Below are 18,719 nucleotides of genomic sequence, written 5' to 3'. Positions count from 1 at the left end.
TTATTAACGGCTTTAAAGCACCGCAGAGAAAACAAATATTAAAGTTCAAATGAGGGCGGATGTACATTCGCGTAATCAGCCCTGGATATCGACTATCTATTTTCGAAACGGTTGTAATCGAGGAGACCGAACTCAATAGGCTGATCTTTTTGATACCAACGATGTACACGGTCACTGAACGGCCAAAATTCCGGAGAGCTGCGTCGTACTGCAAACTTATCAAGTAACGCTACGTAGTCTTCTTCTGTGTTCAAGTTTTGTAGTGTTTTAACCAGGTTCGGAATCTCGTTCTCTGTTAATGATAGGTAAGCTTCGGGGTAGCTGCCCAACACACCACGGACGAGCGTTAAGTCATCATTGGCGTAATCACGGTTACTTTCTTCATCAAAAAGGCTCGAAATGTTGCTGTGAGCGTTGTTATGAATCATGGTGAACAACTGGTCCTCGCCGTTTTTGCCTTTAATCATAATCATCACTAGTTGTGGTACATGACGTAAGCCTTCGCCCCGAATCAAACTCACTTGATTAAGCAGAGCCTCGTTTTTCTTACCAAACCCAGTCTCAACAATATCAAATCGATTATCGAGTACAGGTGCCAGTTTATCTTTGAGCATGTGCAGCAGTTCACGCTTCGGATCGTCGGTTTTGTAAATCACGCTAGTTGGCTGCTCAAAAGGAGCAATATTACGCTGCAAAAAGTCACTTAATTGTACACTTTGATTTTGGTACCAGCTTGAATGTTCTATATGTCGGAAGTCTTTAGGCAGAAGGGTTAAGAAGTTGCTCTCACCCTCAAGGCGTAAGAAATCCATAAACATACGAGTAATCAGTTGGTGGCCAAAGTTACCATACACATCAAAGCCTGCTACAAGAAGGTAGTGAATTCGTTCTAAAAGAGCATAGTCAAGAACCCATGCCGTTTTCGGTTGAGGGCCAACCAAGCCTTGGACAACAGAGGCGCTATCAAAGTGTCTAAAGATGGTTAGAGCGGCATTGCGGTTAATACCATTACCGTCCCATATGATGCCAGTATCTAGGTTGACGCCACTTGCAAACCATTGGTTAGTGAAATCGGATTTAGCATTGAGGTATCGTGCTTGTTGCTTTGAATAGCGTACCCAATTAGTCGCCGGGACGGTATTGCTTTTTAATTCGCTCGGTAGCTTTAAGTTTTTCTTTTGACTGGCATAGAAGGCGTTGATTTCCGGTAAATCGGCTTTATCTGGGTCAATGAAGAATACCCAAAAACGGTCGTTAATGACATTCAGTGCGAGCTGACCGCGGCACACCGGTCCTTTGATAAAGGCCATGATGGTGTTTTGTGCGTTATCCAACATGAAGTGGAAACGTGAGTTTACCGGTATCGCTTCGAAAGAAGTCATAGGGTTGGCTGCCACATCTATGTCATAGCTAGGAAGTTGTTTGACTTGGTAATCAGCATCTACAAACCACGTATTCCATTTTTGTAGGCGCTCTTTATTTAGCGCGAATGGCATGTGCGTCTTGTCAACAATCGTGCCTTGCTCTGGAATTAATCGGTAGTAGACCCGGGCGACTTTTGGATCGTCGTAAGGGCGACGAGTCGTAATGCGCTGGACTGCTTCGCCTGGTGGTGTTGCGGAACGAACGATTGAGAAGAAACGTATTGGTTGCCCTAAATCAGAAAAATAGACGTGCGATAAAAACAGATGCTCGTAGATGTAACGTGCGGAGACCTGGCTCTTGTTCGAGCTTTTATTCAGGAAGCTTTCATAGACGTTAACAAGCCTTTTCTCGGCATCGTTTAGCGGAATATGCTCGTTCATCAATGCCCCGTTTTCTAACCAGCTCATTAATGTCGCATACTCCGTCTTGTCGAGGTTTGGCATGCCATAAGGCATCCCCCAAGTCGGGTAGTCTTTTTCATATTGAGCATACTCTTCGATGGTTGGACACCGTTGGTCACGATTGGTTGAAAAGTCGAAACCTTCCAATTGCTTTTGGTCTGGAAGCGGATGGTTCTCTTTTTGAATCAGCATTCGAGATATAAGACCAGCATCTAGGTTAGCCGTTGAATTCTGCATACGTTCGTTAAGCACCGGGTGGAAATCAGCATCACGCCACTCTTGTGTGGTTAACGCGTCTTCAAACAAACGAGTTGGGGCTGAGGCGGTTAAGCGAGTACCTTGGTAGACAAGTGCCTTACTTGCGCCACGATCGATACCTTCCACCGAAGACATTTTGAGTTGGCAAGGTGCGTCGTAGCACGCATGACACACCACACATCGGTTATTAATGATGGGCTTTACTTCGTCAATGAAGTGCTGTGCTTGAGCAGAAAGAATAGGAGCTTGGCGATTACGTACTTGCTGTTCACCAAATAGCTCATCGAAGTTTAAACCCGCGTACACGGCACAACCTGAGAAGACGCTTACAAAAGCTAAAATGAAGATTTTTTTCAAATTCATAGGTATTTAAATATTAGGAATTTTTCCAATTATATCGAAAAGGCTTATGTTCTAACAATGTTATGGACAAAGTGGTTAATAGGGTTAATCAGTAGGGGATAGATGAGGAACCGGGTTCGATTGTCGTTTGATACAAAAAGAGCCTAACCTTCCGGTTAAGCTCTTCAGTAACAAATTCAATCTTTTCTGACGATTAAGCTTGAGATGCTTTTAGTTCAGAAACTTTAGCTTCAGAGATTGGCTTAGTGATGATTGCTAGAACAATACACACGACCATCATAGCAGCAGAGATTGTGTAAGCTAGGCCGTAACCTTCGCCATTTGTCATTGAGTAACCAACAACCGTTGCGCCGATAGCGCCACCGATACCCCATGCCGTGTAAAGCACGCCGTAGTTAGTACCGTAGTTTTTCAGGCCGTAGAACTCAGCAGTAAGTGTTGGGAATACTGCTAGAAGCGTACCGTAACCAACAGCTGCGATAGCCGTACCAATGATTAGCGTGAATTCAGAGTTGAACGTAGCGAATAGAGCCATGTTCGCGCCTTGAAGGATGAACGCTAGAAGTAGAGTACGTACGCCACCGATTTTATCTGCAAGCATACCCGCAGCAACACGGCCGCCTGAGTTGAATACAGCAAGGATAGACGCTAAGTAAACGGCGTTTGGTAGGTTCGCTTGAACGCTAGCAATCGTAGTGATGTTACCGATGATCATAAGACCAACAGAAGCAGCAAATGCGTACATGATCCATAGAGAGTAGAACTGAGGAGTCTTCAGCATTACTTTCCACGTTAGGTCTTCAGTCTTCTTAACCGATTTAGGAGCTTGGCCTGCTTTTACTTTAGGCTCAGCTGGCGTGTAATCCGCAGGTGGGTTGTTGATCGTTGCTGCTAGAGGTACTGCAATTGCGAGTACACCAACACCAAGAATCATAAAGCTTGTTTGGATACCCATGCTGTCGATTAGCGCAGAAGTTACTGGCGCTAAGTAAATAGCCGCAAGACCGAAGCCTGCTGCGATTAGACCGTTAACCATACCTTTCTTAGAAGAGTGGAACCACTTCATTGCAGATGGAGAAAGACAGGCGTAACCGAAGCCGATACCAGCACCTGTCATCACACCAAACGTTAGGTTTAGCATCATAGGCGTTGTAGCGAAACCAGAAGCAATCATGCCTAAGCCTGTAAGTGCTGTACCTAGAATAAGGATCTTACGTGGCCCCATGCGGTCTTGTAGGATGCCTGCGATAAGAAGACAAACAGAGAATGTGATAGTTGCAATAGCGTAAGGTGAAGACGCTTCAGCAGCACTCCAACCAGCTTCAGTCACTAGCGCCTTGTTAAATACACTCCAAGCATACAGGATGCCAAGACAAAGGTTGATACAGAAGCCTGCTAGCAGGATACGTGTTGCTTTATCAATCTTGCTCATTTTTATTCTCAGTTTTGTCATCAATCATGTGGAGAGTCACTTAACTAACGACGGGTTATTGTGGTTATTTCTTCAAAATTAGTTTGCGTTTTTCAACAGGTGACGCAAAAGAGCGCGGATTATAACCAATAAAAATGTGATTGGAATCTATTTTTCTGTTTTTGGTCAATTAAGCTTTCTTTGTTAACAGGGTGTTTTTTGTTGGTTTTTAAATTGTTTTCAACACCTTTCTATTTTGTTTTTTTAGCGCCGTCATCTTATTATTTTTGGGATTATTGAGTCATGGTTTCTGAGTAGCCGCGTATTTCGTGCGGATATTACAGATTTTCGAATTATTTTAAATTTTTTATAAAGTTAATATTGTGTAACAAAATAAATCAAAATAGCGCTTTGTTCATATGAGACAAGGGGTAACGGAATCCAATTAAATACAAATTGTTAACCACTTGTTAAGAGTGGTTGTTGTGTGTACTTTTGCTTACATTTTGTTCGATTTAAGGGGTTGTGTTGTCGAGAGAAAGTGAGAAAATAACACACAAACAAAGATTCCAAATTTGAAAGGATGCGTTTCCAACTTATGGCGAGGCGAATATTATGAAACTGTTTTTAATTCTATTGATGTCAATTTCTGGTGGTTTGGCGGCAGCTGACCATATTCACTCTTTCTTGTTTGGCTTCTATATTGCTGCATTAGCGGTGGGTAGTTGCTATTGGCTTGCATTTCGCAGCACGCGTTTCCCGCAGTTAGCTCTAGTGCTATTAATGTGTGGCTTCTTCGCGAAAATCGCTGTGACGGTTATCGGTGTTTCTTGGGGTATCTCGAATGACATCATTCAATCGCCGTTCATTTTCTCATTGTCATACCTATTCTTCTTAGTGGTTGTGTCTTACGTTTGGTTTGCATACCGCGATAAGTTGACGCTAAAAAAACGCGCTAAGTTGACGCTAAAAAAACGCGCTAAGCAGATAGAAGAGTCTCGTAAGCAAGCGGCAGCATAATTCTATTTGATTCTTAAAAAGCTTTCTTCGGAAGGCTTTTTTGATCTTGCCTCGCTGAATTTGTAGGGCAGATAAAAGCAACCCCAGTATGGCGACAGACTGGGGTTTTTTGTTATTCGAGCGACTCGTTTTTACAAGGAAGGAAGCGCTTACTTCTTCATCAACTTCGCTAGATCGGCGAAAGGGTTATGTGTCGCTGATTGGTGGTCATCTAAACGAGCTTTGGCATCAACGCCGTAACGGTCATGATCTGTGTACTTTGAGTGTTCATGATCGTGGCAATAAAGACAAAGAAGCTCCCAGTTACTGCCGTCTTCAGGGTTGTTTGTATGGTCGTGATCGACGTGGTGAACGGTCAGCTCTCTCAAGTTCGAGTAAACGAATTCTCGTGCACATTTACCACAAACCCATGGGTACAGTTTTAGTGCTTTTTCGCGGTAGCCTTTCTCTTGGCGAGCGTACGCTGCACTCGAGCCTGTGTAATCAGAAGACATTGCCAAATCCTTATCAATTGTAATCTCCCGATTTTATCACAGCTTTCTTGAACGGGTAGGACTGTCGTTGCTAAATGATGCTCTAGATTGACCAACATTAAATGAGGTTCGAAACAAGATTCGAATAGGTGCTTACCTTTTACATGAATCCTCTCGGTAAACGGGTTATGTCTTTCTGGAATAAGCCATGCTTAACAGTTTGAAAATAAATCGTATTCAGGGGTTTTAACCAAGGACATGTGACCTAATATCAGTTTGTGAGACCCTATATTAATAAGGAAATATCATGTCACAACAATACACACCGCCAAAAGTTTGGGTTAACGATACTGCTGGTGGTAATAAGTGGGCAAACATTAACAGCCCTGAATCTGGCGCTCGATTTGATAAAGAGCTTCCTGTTGGTGACCATGCTTTGCAACTGTATTCTCTTGGCACACCTAACGGCCAGAAAGTCACTATCATGCTAGAAGAGCTGTTGGCGGCGGGTGTTAAAGAAGCTGAATATGATGCGTACTTGATCAATATTGGTGAGTCGGATCAGTTCTCATCTGGCTTTGTTGGTGTCAACCCAAACTCTAAAATACCAGCGCTTGTCGACAAGTCTGGCGATGAAGATGTCAATGTCTTTGAATCGGCATCTATCTTGATGCATCTGGCTGAAAAATTTGGTCACTTCTTACCGAAAGAAGGAGCGGCAAGAACGCAAACCTTTAACTGGTTATTCTGGGCACAAGGCTCGGCACCTTTCCTTGGTGGTGGTTTTGGTCACTTCTACGCTTACGCTGATGAAAAGCAAGAGTACCCAATTAACCGTTTTGCGATGGAAGCAAAGCGCCAGCTAGACGTGTTAGACAAACAGTTAGCAAATAACACTTTTGTTGCGGGCGAAGAGCTGACTATTGCAGATATCGCGATTTGGCCTTGGTACGGCAACTTAGTGCTTGGCAAAATTTATGACGCAGCAGAGTTCTTACAAGTGGAGTCTTACACCAATGTTGTTCGTTGGGCGAAGCAACTTGAAGCTCGTGAAGGTTTTCAGCGCGGCCGAGTGGTTAACCGTTCATTTGGCGAAGAGTGGGAGCAAGTACCAGAGCGCCATTCTGCTGAAGATATTGATCGTGTTTTAAAACTACGCCCGTAGTGACTTTAAAGAGATAATCTATCTCATATAATGAGAGTTTGTTTTAACTGCTAATGTTAACGCAAACTCTAGTATCTAAATTTCATCTCATACCTTCGTTTCTTTCTGCACCAGTCTTCCGAACAAAAGCGTTACCACGTGCTTCCAAATTTTTAATTCGTACTACTTATTACAGAATGTTATTTAAAGTATTGATTACTAAATCCTTTGTCCTTTTTCTATTCGGCGCGCCAACTCTCTATTAGTTGGTTGTTTCATATTTTGTTACATTTTACTGGTTAAATTGTTATTGATACGTTATAACATAACAATTGTTAATTGACCGATGTACTTTAAAAAGGAAGAAGTTGTGAATAAAAAATTGGTTTCTCTAGCGGTTGGAAGCTTGCTCGTTTCCTCTGCTTTTGCTGACACATTGTCGAACCCTCAAATTGGCGTGGTTCTTGACGGTTATTATCAAGATGGACAGAGAAACAACTCGGAACGAGCGGAAGGGTTCGGTCTTGGTCATACAGAACTGAACATGTCGGCAAATATTGACGATAAGTTTTACGGTTCTTTAACCACAGTAATTGAAAGTCATGATGATGAGACAGAGTTACTGATCGAAGAGGCGTTTATTGAAACATTGACCATGCCTTACGGTTTAAGTATTCGAGGCGGTCGCTTCCTATCCGACTTTGGTTACATGAATAACCAACACATGCATACCGATAGTTTCGTTGAGCGTCCTGCTGTTTACCGTACATTCTTAGGTTCCCATTATTACGATGATGGTGTTCGTGCGAACATCGTGCTTCCTACCGATCTGTATGTAAAGTTTGGTGTTGAAGCCCTAAGTGGCAGCAAGATATCTTCCGTTGATGATGGAGCTGACGTGGGTGTTTACACTACAACTCTTAAGCTGGGTGACGATTTTTCAGAATCTTCAAGCTGGCAGTTTGGTCTGAGCTATTTACGTAACGAAAACGGAAAAGTTCGTGAATTTGAAGATCACGATCATGATCACGGGCATGACCATGATCATAGTCACGGCGCAGCGGTAACAGGTTCAAACTTATATGGTGCGGACTTTGTTTGGAAATGGGCGCCAAGTGGTAACTACAAATACCAAAATTTCACGCTTGCAGCTGAGTATATGCTGTTAGATGGCATTGTCGATGACAAATACAAAAATGACGCGGAATCACCAGATACACTAGCTGGCTACTATGTATCGGGTGTCTACCGATTCAGTCCTAGTTGGTCTGCAGGCCTGCGTTACGGTGAAGCGGAAAGCTACGATGGTCATGCACACGGAGACCACATGCACTTTACTGCAATGAACGACAAAGAAGCGGACGTAATGCTTGCTTGGGACTCGTCTCATTTTGGTACAGTTAGAGCACAATACTCTCGCGTTGAAAATAAAAGCAAAGAGACTGATGATGTCTTCACTTTGCAGTACGTAATGACCTTTGGAGCACATGGTGCTCATGCTTTCTAGGAATTTACTCCTAACAATGGCAACAGGTGTTGCCGTTGTATCCTCATCAATAATGGTATCTTCGCCTGCGATGGCGTTGAACATATTTGTCTGTGAGCCAGAGTGGAAGGCACTGATACATAGCCACGCACCTGATGCTAATATCTACTCGGCCACCACCGCGAAGCAAGATCCTCACTATGTTCAGGCAAGGCCATCACTTATTGCCAAAATTCGTCAAGCTGATTTAGCGATGTGTTCAGGGTCTGAATTAGAAGTAGGCTGGTTGCCAATGTTGCAGGTACGTAGTGGTAACCCTGCAGTTCAAGATAGCGCGCCAACCATGTTATACGCGAGCGATATGGTTGATATGCTTGATACCCATGACCACGTAGATCGAAGCATGGGCGATATCCACGCTCATGGGAACCCACATGTCCAGTTTGCTGCTGAGTATATGATTCCTATCTCAAGAGAAGTCACCAAGCGATTACAATGGGTTGATCCTGAAAATGCACATATTTACATGCGAAATGGCATGAAGTTTCGTGCCAGCTGGCGTAATAAATTGGCGGAGTGGGAAACTAAAGCTGAGCCGTTACAAGGTAAAAAAGTGGTCGGTTATCATGCTACATATCGTTACCTCTTTGACTGGTTAAATATGGCGCAAATTGCTGACTTAGAACCTAAACCGGGAATATCACCGACTACGTCGCATTTACAGTCATTGACTAAATTGGATCCAGCTTCGTTTGATGCGATTGTGTATTCATCACATCAAGATCCACGTTCTGCTAATTGGCTTGACCAGCAAATCAATAAGCCTACGTTACAGCTACCATTGACGGTTTCTGAAGGACAAAGCTTAGATGAGATGTACGATCAAGTGATTGATGAGTTGTTGGATACCTTGGTCGATTCAGATACGTCTGAGAGATCGTGATGTTGATGGAATATAGCTGGCTGGCACCTGCGGTATTGTGTGGATTAATTGCATTAGTCGGCAACATTGTGCTTGGGGAGCAAGTCCTCAAGCGCCAGATCATCTTTATTGATCTTGCTGTTGCACAAGTGGCTGCTCTTGGTGCTGCTTTGAGTCAGTATTGGTTGAGCCAACATACGCTGCTTCGCGGCTCTTGGTTTGCAGAGATGATTGGCCCGTGGGTCATGTCATTGTTGCTGTGCGGATTAATTGCGTTAATGGAAAAGCGTTACAAACAACACCTAGAACCAATGATAGGAAGTTTGTTTGTGGTGTCTGCTTCGTTGGCTATTTTATTGGTTAGCAAAGATCCTCATGGTGCCGATTTTATTCAAGGCATTCTCAACGGGCAGCTGTTGTGGTCTACCTGGGACGATGTTTGGCCATTGGTAATAATTACCGCTGCCATGTTGGTGTTGATTAGCGTAAAACCGGAATTTATGCAGGGGAGTGGCTTTTATCTGATATTCGCTATTTTGATGCCAATAACCGTAAAGCTGACGGGGATCTACCTAGAATTCGCTTTGTTGGTTATCCCTGCATTGTGTGCAGCAGCATTAAAAGGATACCGTTTTTTCATCGCGAGTATTGGGATTGGCACGACTGGTATTTTGTCGGGCTTAGCTATGTCGGCTTATTATGATTTGCCGAGTGGTGCCAGTATTGTCATCACGCTGTTTTTGTCGGGGTTGATATTCAATAGTGTGTCACAGCTAGTTCGACATCAGCATGCAGTTAGATCGAGCAAGCTTGTTAACTAGGGGAGTTTTAATTTGAAGGTAAGGCATAGAACGTTAAACCTAGGCATGGCCCCTTTATTTTTTAGAATCGATGGCGCGGGCAAATTATATTATCTTTAGCTATTGAAGGCGGTTTAGGTATAAAATCGCGATATCATAATTCTAAAGGATGGTGCCATGTACCACGGTCACGTTTATTTCCCTCTGCGATTTGCAGAGCAAGCTGAGACACTACGTCAGAAAATTATTACAGAGCGTAAGGATGTATTAGAGGTTTTTCCGCTAATCCAGCGTTTGGTTGGCCCGCATAAAATGCCGATGTTTGAGGTCCATTTTGTTAATAAAGAATCTGGATTTGTTGAGTGGCTTGAGCAAGCACGAGGAGATATGTCAGTGCTGATTCACCCAGTAACGGGGGGCGAAGAGACCTTAGATCATACCGTTCGTGCTACGTGGCTTGGTCGCGAGTTAGGTGTGTTTGAAGAAGCGCTAACCAGTTAATTCAATTTTTCGCCCGACAATACGTAACGAATAAACGTACTGTCGGGTGTGCCGGTACACCTCTCGTTTTGCTCATCGACTTCTTATTGAAATGTTAGTTTCACCAGCTATTCCCCTGTAATAAAACGCCACAACTGTAGCGCCTAGTGCATTAATGTGTTGATTAGTCTCACCATCAAATAGCGATACATATCTCGATAGTTACCACTGTCCACACTAACGTTTCTTATGAGTGACAATAAGGGACCTTTGGTAAATAAAAGATAACCGTGGTTAATTGTAAGCTACCTACCTAACACAGCAATTTGGGACACTTTTTCCCATGCCGAATTGGTAATACTGACGCCATATTCATTTATGGGCTCAATAATGCTATTCAAACATCCCATCTCTCTACTGACGATTATTCGGCTTAACCCATTAAAGGTTGCCGCGACTTGGTTAATGGTTCTGGCTGAAAACGTGATGCTTATTCTGTTGCCACTGTTTATTGGTTACGCTATCGACGGCGTATTAAACCAAAGCTTCCAGCCTTTGATGATGCTGGCCGCGATCCTTTTTGTACTGGTGATCATCAGTGTCGTTCGTCGTTTTTACGATACCCGTGTATATGGTGCGATTCGTGTAAAACTGGCGAATATCGTGGAGCGCAACCTCCGCGGTTTATCTGTATCAACCAAAGATGCTCGACTCACCATGTCGCGTGAGCTGGTTGATTTCTTAGAAGACGATTTACCTGCTTTGATGACCGCTGTAGTTCAGCTTGTTGCGACTGTGGTTATTCTCTCTACATTCCACTTTTCATTGGCGCTTTGCATGTTGTTTGCTGGGCTGTCGATGCTCGCAATTTATGGCGTGTTCCACCGAACCTTTACTCGGCTTAACGGTCAGTTTAACGACCAAGTAGAGCAGCAGGTTCAATTGTTGAGCGGCGTTCGGTTGTCTGCGCTTCGTTGGCACTTTGTGCGACTTAAACAGTGTGAAATCAAGCTCTCAGACACCGAGGCCATTGTCTACGGACTGATCTTTATCGTGTTGTTTGGCGCGGTCATCGGCAATTTATGGATGGTGAGTCAGCTTATCGAGCCGACTGCTGGTCAAGTGTTCTCCATCGTCACTTATTCACTGGAGTTTGTTGAAACCGCAGTGATGCTACCAATCACGCTACAAACCCTTTCTCGTCTTACTGAAATTAGTCAACGACTCAATCATACCTCCGTCCAACAGGCTACCAAGGAGATGCCTTATGAAATTTAAAAAGCCACTTTCGGTATTAGTCGGTTGTGCGGCTATCTTTGTTGCCTTGATTGTTGTCGATGAATTAGAACCAGAGGCGGCAGAGCCTGTGAGAAAACAAGCGGTACTGGCGCCAGTTTCAGTGTTAGAGGTGACACCCTTAAAGCACGAATCGACGTTAACGGTACTCGGCTTAACCGCTGCTCGTTGGCCGATTCAGCTTAAAGCGTCCAGTAGCGCACAGTTGAAATGGCTAGATGAAAGCGTTGAACCGGGGGATTTGGTTAACAAAGGCGATGTGTTAGCAAGGTTAGATACTAGCGCAGTTGATGCTAATTTGGCTCAGGCGTTGAGCTCATTGAAACAAGCGGAATTGGAGTTGAAGCAGGTTAAGCATGAGCAAACGGTCGCGTTAAAAATGCTGAACCCGAAAACGAGTTCGTCTTTTGCTCGTAGAGAGCCTCAAATGCTTGCTGCAAAAGCTAACCTGCAACAAACCAAACAAGCTTACGTAAGTGCGAAGAAGCTAGTGGAAGAGTCAGTGATCACCGCGCCTTTTGATGCGGTAGTCATGAAGCGCCACATTAGCCCGAGAGAGTGGGTAGAGGCGGGGCAAGTGACCTTTGAATTGGCTTCCAGTGATTCGATTGATATTGAGTTGCCTATCTCTGAAATGCATTGGCAACAAGTCCAAGCCGCTCTGAGTGAGCCAAGTATCATGGTGGTGAACCGCTCTGGGAATCAATGGCCCGCGAAGGTGCGCTATGTGTCGCCGCAAGTTGATTCGGTCACTCGTCAAAGACAAGTCGTGCTTTCGGTTGAGGCGCCTTATCAAAGCAAGCCAAGACTGTTTCCAAATCAACAGGTTCAAGCGGTGGTTAATCTGGGGCTGAAGGATAACGTAGTCAGCGTGCCTTTAAGTGCGATGACGCGAGACGGGTATGTATGGACGTTAGACGTTGATAATCGTTTACGAAAAGAGTCGGTAATGCTTATAGGACAAGGCAGCCAAGAGCTTGATATTCGTTTTAATAACCAAAGTGATAAGGCTCGTCGCGTGGTGCAATATCCGCTTTCTTCAATGCTTATCGGTAAACAAGTCGCGCCTAGATTCAATGACATTCATTCTGAAGCATTGCTCGCCGGCCAATCTGATGCAGCACAGATGAAGGAATCAAGCCAATGAGTTGGATGACAAAATGGTTTATTAATAACCCAGTCGCCGCCAATTTGTTGATGATGGCGATTGTTATTAGTGGTGTGCTGGCGTTTGGGCAATTGCGTGTCGAGTCGTTTCCACAAATCGCTCCCTCTTCCATCAGTATCAGCGTTACTTACCCTGGCGGTACGGCGCAACAGATCGATGAGAGTGTTACCCAGCGAATCGAAGAATCGATCAGCGGCATTGCAGGCATCAAACAGATCACCAGTCAGTCGAGTGCCGGCGTGTCTCAGGTCGTGGTTCGTAAAACCAGCAGCACAGACTTAGATAAGTTGTTGGATGACATTCGTAATCAAGTTAACGCAATCAACGGCTTCCCTGTGCAAGCAGAAAGACCGCAAGTGGTGCGTAATGAATTTACCAATTTAGCCGCGTTTGTGGTGGTGTCTGGGCCAAGAACTGATGACGAACTGCAACCCATTGCCAAGCAACTTGAACAAGCACTGAAGAAGAATCCGCGTATCTCGAAGGTATCAAATTGGGGAACTCGCACATCTCAACTGGTTATCGAGCCTGATCCTGACCAACTTAAAGCGTTAGGGCTGAGCTTGGAAGATCTCGCAAGTTTAGTTGAGCAGCGTTCACTTGAGTCTCGCAGCGGTGAGCTAATTAGTGACAAAGGCCGAATGGTGATTCGTGGTGACGGTTACGCCGATGATTTGCAGAAGCTGAACCAACTTGTTGTGATTTCAGGAAGCAACGGAAAAATACTGCTGGGTGATATCGCCAAGTTAAGTCGTGGTTACCAATACAGTGGTTCTATCGTGCGTAACAATGGCTCTAACGCCATCGCATTATTGGTTAGCACGAGCCAGACCGACAACCTGCTTAAAGTCAGTGAAGCGATCAGTGAAACACTGGATGCACAACGCGCGATTTTGCCGTCGGATATTGAGTTGAATACCATGGCCGACATGGCACCTTACATTGAAGAGCAACTCTTGCGTCTAAGTGAGAACGCATGGCAAGGCTTGTTAATAGTTCTGATTTTGCTTGGCGTATTCCTTGAAATTAGGCTCGCGTTTTGGGTCGCAATGGGGATTCCGATTGCGCTGACTGGAACGCTAGCCGCAATGCAGTGGTTTAACTACAGCATCAACGACATCACCCTGTTTGGCTTTATCTTGGTGCTCGGTGTGCTGGTGGACGATGCAGTTGTTGTCGGGGAAGCGATACATGAAAAACGGACGGGTAACGTCGGCTATTCTCCTAATACCAATGGTTTCTCAAATATAAACGGCTCCTCAAATCTAAACGGAAAGACAGCCGCTTGGCAGGGCGTGCACTCCGTGTCAGTGGCAACTGTATTCGGTGTGCTGACAACCATCGCAGCGTTTTCTCCAATGTTATGGATTAACAATGAGTTAGCCAAGGTGCTTGCGGGGTTTTCTGCAGTAGTGATCTTCGCTTTGATCTTCTCACTTATCGAGAGCAAATTTATTCTGCCGTCACACTTGGCACAGCTTTCAGTGAAAAAGCCATCAACAAGTATCTTTGCCAAGGTGCAGAATGCTGCTCAAGGCGGGTTGCAGTGGTTCAATCTCAATATCTATAAGCCGATATTGGAGTTTGCTCTTGGCTACAAAGTGGCGTCTTTGCTTGGGTTTGTGGCGGTTATTTCACTGGCTTATGGCATGTGGTCGAATGGTGCGATTCGCAGTGCGTTGTTCCCTGAAATTCCGGGGCGCTACATCACTGCGGTTATTGAACTGGAAGATGGCGCGCCGTTGCCACTGCAGCGCCAAGCTTTGTTGCAAGTAGAGCAAGCGATGACACAAGTAGAAAAAGGCTTGATGGACGATTACCCATTACAAGAAAAGCCTGTTGTGAACCTGCTCGCTTGGTCTGATGGTTATGGTGAAATTGAAGTCACTGCCGAGCTCACCAATGAATCTTTAAGCTTATTGCCGGGTAACTTACTGCTGAAGCGATGGCGAGAAAGCACTGGGCAAATCGAAGGCGCTTACTCGGTTAAATTCAGCGCAGCTGAGGAGCCTGCTGGTGGCACATTCTTAACGATCTCTTCCAATGAACGTGAGCTTGCATCAAGAGTAAGCGAGCAGTTAGCCAATACATTAGCGTCGTTGAAAGGCGTTTCGGATGTTTACGACGATGGTCAGGACGGTTTACCGCAAGTTCACTTGGTGTTAAATCAATATGGGCAACAGCTTGGGTTAACTCAAGCCACGCTAGCTCAACTCGCAGGAGAAGCGTTTGGCGAAAGAGAAGTGCATCGTCTGTTGGAAAACGGGCAAGAAACTAAGGTGCTGCTGCAATATCCAAGGGATGAGCGTAGAACCTTAGCTCAGTTGGAAGAAGCCATTATTATGTTGCCGAATGGTGGTAGTGTGATGATTGGCGATATTGCTGAGTTCCGCCACAAGCAAGAGCCGCAAGTGGTTTACCGCCGTGACCGAGAGCAAGTCATCAACCTGTATTGGAAGCAGAACCGTGACCTACAATCCCCAGAGAAAACACGTGAGCAACTCGAAGATACAATTGAATCTTTGCACTTACAGTTTCCAAGCGTGACCATCAAAGCGGGCGGCGAGTTTGAAGAAATCGGTGAGGTGTCAAACGGCTTCAAATCAGCGATGATACTAACGCTCATCATGATCTACATTTTGTTGGCGGTGCCATTGAAGTCTTATTGGCAACCAATGATCATCATGGCGGTAATACCATTCGGATTCGCAGGCGCGATTTTTGGTCATTACTTGATGGATTTGCCAATCAGCATTCTTTCAATGTTCGGTATGATGGCCATGACGGGGATTGTGATTAATGACTCGCTGGTGCTGATCACGCGTTTTAATGTTGAATATCGCCAAGGCGTGCCGTTACAGAAAGCGTTAGTAATCGCAGGTACTAGCCGTTTGAGAGCGATTTTCTTAACCACGATTACCACTGTGTGTGGGTTGTTGCCTTTGTTAAGCGAAACTGCGGAACAAGCACAATACTTAAAGCCTGCGGCGGTGTCGTTAGTGTTTGGTGAGTTGTTTGCCACAGCGGTAACGCTGATTTTGATTCCCGTACTGCTTGGTTTGTTTTGCCGTAAGCCACCTTTACTTGAAAATTTAATTGAAAAAGAACCGGGCGAACAAGATTTATCAGAAGAACTCACTTTGGGGCGATCGTGATTGATTTTATAAAGGACAAAGACGATAGTGAAGTCAAGCTATCCGAGATCAGACCCAATGTACCTGAGAACAAAGACCGTATGAAGCAAGAGAACAAACCTGATTATCAATTGGTGCCTGGTTTCAAACTCGTGCCAGAGATTGCATTGATTGAATCTTTGCCAGAACATCTTCAAAAACGCTTTTCACATGCGCTTAATTTGATGCATGAAGAGTGGGGTGAGCGACGTACTTGGGAGGAGATAGCAACCGAGAGTGCGATTTCTCCCTATCACTTTCATCGGCAGTTTACTGAGCTGTTCAACGAAACGCCGGGCCAATATTTAGGTCGAGTTCGGCTGCAAGTCGCGGTCAGTTTGTTGCTCAATGATGAGCCGTGGAGCGTTATTGAAATTGCTCAGTATTGCGGGTTTTCATCGTCACAGTCGTTAGGTAAGGCGCTCAAGCGTGAACTTGGCGTCACGGCGAAGCACATTCGAGAAATGGGCTATAACGCGACACCTAAAGAAACGGCAGATTTCATTCAGAAATTGGCCCATCCGGGCGTGCAGTCTTCAATGGAAGAAGAACTGGTTAAGTCGATGCCTACCGAATTGGCTTGGTATCCAGAGCGTGGCATGCAGAAGCTTAAACTAGACGATCCTGACTGGGACACTGTGTTTGAGATGTATGGTCAGAAGTCGACTCAGTTGATGGGCACCACACCGATTAAACAAATGAGAAATAAGTGGGACGACATCGACGTTGAAATTGGAAACTGGCAAGTCGCTAAAGACCGTTACGATAAGATCATTCCAGAAGGCTACTACTTGTGTAGCGATGTTTATCTGGTTTCGGATGTGGCGTATAGCACGGCCTTAGAAGCTCTGTTTAAGGCGGTTGAGCAACAAGGTTTGAAGTTAGATGTGCAAGGTTATTTGGTAGAGATGATTCGTCAGATCGACACGGATGATGTCGAAGGTGTGACGTTTGCATTCCAGTTACCTGTGTTAGCGACCTCAGAAAAGTAACTCCAGAGCGAGCGTTTCTAGATAGTTCCAATAAAAAGGCTCCTCAAATGAGGAGCTTTTGTTTTAAGGAGCCGTTTTACCAAGAAACCGGTTATCAAGAGCCTCTGGTTATCGGGTTGAACCGTTAACCAGAGTAGGGGGATTAAGCCTCTGCAGTTGCCTTAGAGTCGCTCATCTTTTTAAGAGCTGCGTAACCAAAGCCTGTTACTGCTGTACCCGCTGCAATCGCCACTAGGTACATAAGAACTGGAGAGATAGCACCAGGAATCAGTAGTACGAACAAGCCGCCGTGTGGAGCCATTAGCTGAGCACCAAACATCATTGAAAGAGCGCCAGTTAGTGCACCACCTGCCATACAAGCTGGGATAACACGCATTGGGTCTTTCGCTGCGAATGGAATCGCACCTTCAGAGATGAAGCATAGGCCAAGAACGAATGATGCTTTACCCGCTTCACGTTCGCCCGCTTCAAACTTGTCTTTCACTAGGAAAGTCGCAAGGCCCATACCTAGAGCTGGAACCATACCTGCTGCCATGATTGCTGCCATTGGTGCGTAAGTTTGCGAAGCCAGTAGGCCAACACCGAATGTGTAAGCTGCTTTGTTTACTGGACCACCAAGGTCGAAACACATCATTGCGCCTAGAATCACACCCAGAAGAATCGCGTTAGAAGTTCCCATGTTGTTTAGGAAAGTGGTCATTGCGCTCATCACGCCAGAAACAGGGCCACCCACGATGTAAACCATCACAAGACCAGTGAATAAACTCGCGATAAACGGAATGATCAGGATTGGCTTGAGGGCTTCCATGGACTGTGGAAGTTGAACCTTGTCGGCAATGAATTTCGCTGCGTAACCGGCAATGAAACCTGCTGCGATACCACCTAGGAAACCTGCGCCCGTTGAGCTAGCCAACATACCGCCGATTAGACCTGGAGCCAGACCCGGACGGTCAGCAATTGAGAATGCAATGAAACCAGCGAGAACAGGAATCATCAGTGCGAATGCTGAACCACCACCGATAGTCATCAGTGCTGCTGCTAGTGTGCCTTCTTCTTTAAACGCTTCGATACCGAATACGAAAGAAAGAGCGATGATCAAACCACCCGCAACAACTACAGGAAGCATGTGCGATACACCTGTCATTAGGTGCTTGTACACGCCTTTCTTCTCGTCAGCAGGCGCTGAATTTGAAGATGCTGTATGTTGGTATGGTTTAGCTTCTGCGAACGCTTTTTCCATTTCTTGCTTTGTTTTCTTCAAAGCAGGACTTGTTGTTGTTTTGTATAGCGCTTTGCCGTTAAAACGATCCAGTGGAACATCAATGTCGGCTGCGATGATAACCAGATCAGCGTCGGCGATTTCTTGGTCTGTCAGTTGGTTTTTCGCACCTACAGAGCCGCGAGTTTCCACTTTGATTTGGTGACCTAGGCGTTTGCCTTCGGCTTCAAGCGCTTCAGCGGCCATAAAGGTATGTGCAACACCCGTTGGGCAAGCGGTAATCGCTACGATCTTTTTGCTGCCTGTTGTAGAGGTGTTTGCTGAAGTACCAGCCACTTCAACAGTGCTTTCAACTTGAGAAGCGTCTAATATTGTTGATTCTGCTACCGCTTTCTCTAGGAATGCTTTTGCATCTGCAGTGCATTCAGAGATGGCCGCTTGGTACACTTTCTTGCCAACAAAGCGCGCTTTATCAATGTTGGTGTTAGCTGCGATAACCACAACCTCGCTGCTGTCGATAGTGTCTTGCGATACGGTTGAATCAGGTAGCACGCTTGATTGACATTCAATAGCGGCGTTCCAACCCAGTGCCTTTGTCGCTTGCTCTAACAAGCCTGCGGCGATGATGCTGTTTGCTACGCCACTAGGGCAAGCTGTGATAATGGTAATATTCATAATAAACCTTTTG

General features: G+C 45.2%; 14 protein-coding genes. 10 read left to right on the top strand and 4 right to left on the bottom strand.

Annotated features, from left to right (window positions below):
• Nucleotides 1–92: 92 nt before the first annotated feature.
• Together OCT63_RS11790 and OCT63_RS11785 are read right to left on the bottom strand one after the other, a co-directional pair.
• Complete coding sequence (locus OCT63_RS11790; protein WP_269983782.1) at nt 93–2,447, bottom strand: fatty acid cis/trans isomerase; 2,355 nt, start codon at nt 2,445–2,447, stop codon at nt 93–95.
• 193 nt (nt 2,448–2,640) lie between these two features.
• The gene (locus OCT63_RS11785; protein WP_269983781.1) at nt 2,641–3,879 is read right to left on the bottom strand and encodes an L-lactate MFS transporter; all 1,239 of its coding nucleotides are present in this window, start codon (nt 3,877–3,879) and stop codon (nt 2,641–2,643) included.
• Nucleotides 3,880–4,473: 594 nt separating this feature from the next.
• On the opposite strand from OCT63_RS11785, the gene OCT63_RS11780 reads away from it, so the two are divergent.
• Complete coding sequence (locus OCT63_RS11780) at nt 4,474–4,878, top strand: NADH:ubiquinone oxidoreductase (protein ID WP_269983780.1); 405 nt, start codon at nt 4,474–4,476, stop codon at nt 4,876–4,878.
• Nucleotides 4,879–5,027: 149 nt separating this feature from the next.
• Here OCT63_RS11780 and OCT63_RS11775 read toward each other — a convergent pair whose 3' ends face one another.
• Entirely contained in the window at nt 5,028–5,372 is a 345-nt protein-coding gene (locus OCT63_RS11775) for a YajD family HNH nuclease (RefSeq protein WP_004730279.1), read from the bottom strand.
• A 286-nt stretch (nt 5,373–5,658) separates the two neighbouring features.
• On the opposite strand from OCT63_RS11775, the gene yghU reads away from it, so the two are divergent.
• The 9 genes from yghU (at nt 5,659) to OCT63_RS11730 (ending at nt 16,812) form a co-directional block, all read left to right on the top strand.
• The gene (gene yghU, locus OCT63_RS11770) at nt 5,659–6,516 is read left to right on the top strand and encodes a glutathione-dependent disulfide-bond oxidoreductase (RefSeq protein WP_161673995.1); all 858 of its coding nucleotides are present in this window, start codon (nt 5,659–5,661) and stop codon (nt 6,514–6,516) included.
• A 349-nt stretch (nt 6,517–6,865) separates the two neighbouring features.
• Entirely contained in the window at nt 6,866–8,002 is a 1,137-nt protein-coding gene (locus OCT63_RS11765; RefSeq protein ID WP_269983779.1) for a hypothetical protein, read from the top strand.
• Nucleotides 8,003–8,018: 16 nt separating this feature from the next.
• The gene (locus OCT63_RS11760) at nt 8,019–8,924 is read left to right on the top strand and encodes a metal ABC transporter solute-binding protein, Zn/Mn family (RefSeq protein WP_269983778.1); all 906 of its coding nucleotides are present in this window, start codon (nt 8,019–8,021) and stop codon (nt 8,922–8,924) included.
• Nucleotides 8,925–8,926: 2 nt separating this feature from the next.
• Entirely contained in the window at nt 8,927–9,724 is a 798-nt protein-coding gene (locus OCT63_RS11755; protein ID WP_269983814.1) for a metal ABC transporter permease, read from the top strand.
• 156 nt (nt 9,725–9,880) lie between these two features.
• Nucleotides 9,881–10,204 carry a DOPA 4,5-dioxygenase family protein gene (locus tag OCT63_RS11750; RefSeq protein ID WP_269983777.1) on the top strand — a complete coding sequence of 108 codons (324 nt, stop codon included), beginning with the start codon at nt 9,881–9,883 and terminating at the stop codon, nt 10,202–10,204.
• 369 nt (nt 10,205–10,573) lie between these two features.
• Entirely contained in the window at nt 10,574–11,461 is an 888-nt protein-coding gene (locus tag OCT63_RS11745) for an ABC transporter six-transmembrane domain-containing protein (protein WP_269983776.1), read from the top strand.
• Nucleotides 11,451–12,626 carry an efflux RND transporter periplasmic adaptor subunit gene (locus tag OCT63_RS11740; protein ID WP_269983775.1) on the top strand — a complete coding sequence of 392 codons (1,176 nt, stop codon included), beginning with the start codon at nt 11,451–11,453 and terminating at the stop codon, nt 12,624–12,626. Before OCT63_RS11745 ends, OCT63_RS11740 begins: the two co-directional genes overlap by 11 nt.
• Nucleotides 12,623–15,802, top strand: coding sequence for an efflux RND transporter permease subunit (locus OCT63_RS11735; protein WP_269983774.1), 3,180 nt, complete (start codon nt 12,623–12,625; stop codon nt 15,800–15,802). Before OCT63_RS11740 ends, OCT63_RS11735 begins: the two co-directional genes overlap by 4 nt.
• The gene (locus OCT63_RS11730; protein WP_046223939.1) at nt 15,799–16,812 is read left to right on the top strand and encodes a helix-turn-helix transcriptional regulator; all 1,014 of its coding nucleotides are present in this window, start codon (nt 15,799–15,801) and stop codon (nt 16,810–16,812) included. The genes OCT63_RS11735 and OCT63_RS11730 overlap by 4 nt, the downstream gene beginning before the upstream one ends.
• 142 nt (nt 16,813–16,954) lie before the next feature.
• On the opposite strand, the gene fruA is transcribed toward OCT63_RS11730, so the two are convergent.
• Nucleotides 16,955–18,706 carry a PTS fructose transporter subunit IIBC gene (gene fruA / locus OCT63_RS11725; protein ID WP_146450151.1) on the bottom strand — a complete coding sequence of 584 codons (1,752 nt, stop codon included), beginning with the start codon at nt 18,704–18,706 and terminating at the stop codon, nt 16,955–16,957.
• Nucleotides 18,707–18,719: the final 13 nt, after the last annotated feature.

The sequence above is a fragment of the Vibrio sp. RW genome (assembly GCF_027587105.1).
GTDB lineage: Bacteria > Pseudomonadota > Gammaproteobacteria > Enterobacterales > Vibrionaceae > Vibrio > Vibrio toranzoniae.
Note: the sequence above shows the minus strand (reverse complement) of the source record. Positions and strands in the feature narration are given on the sequence as shown.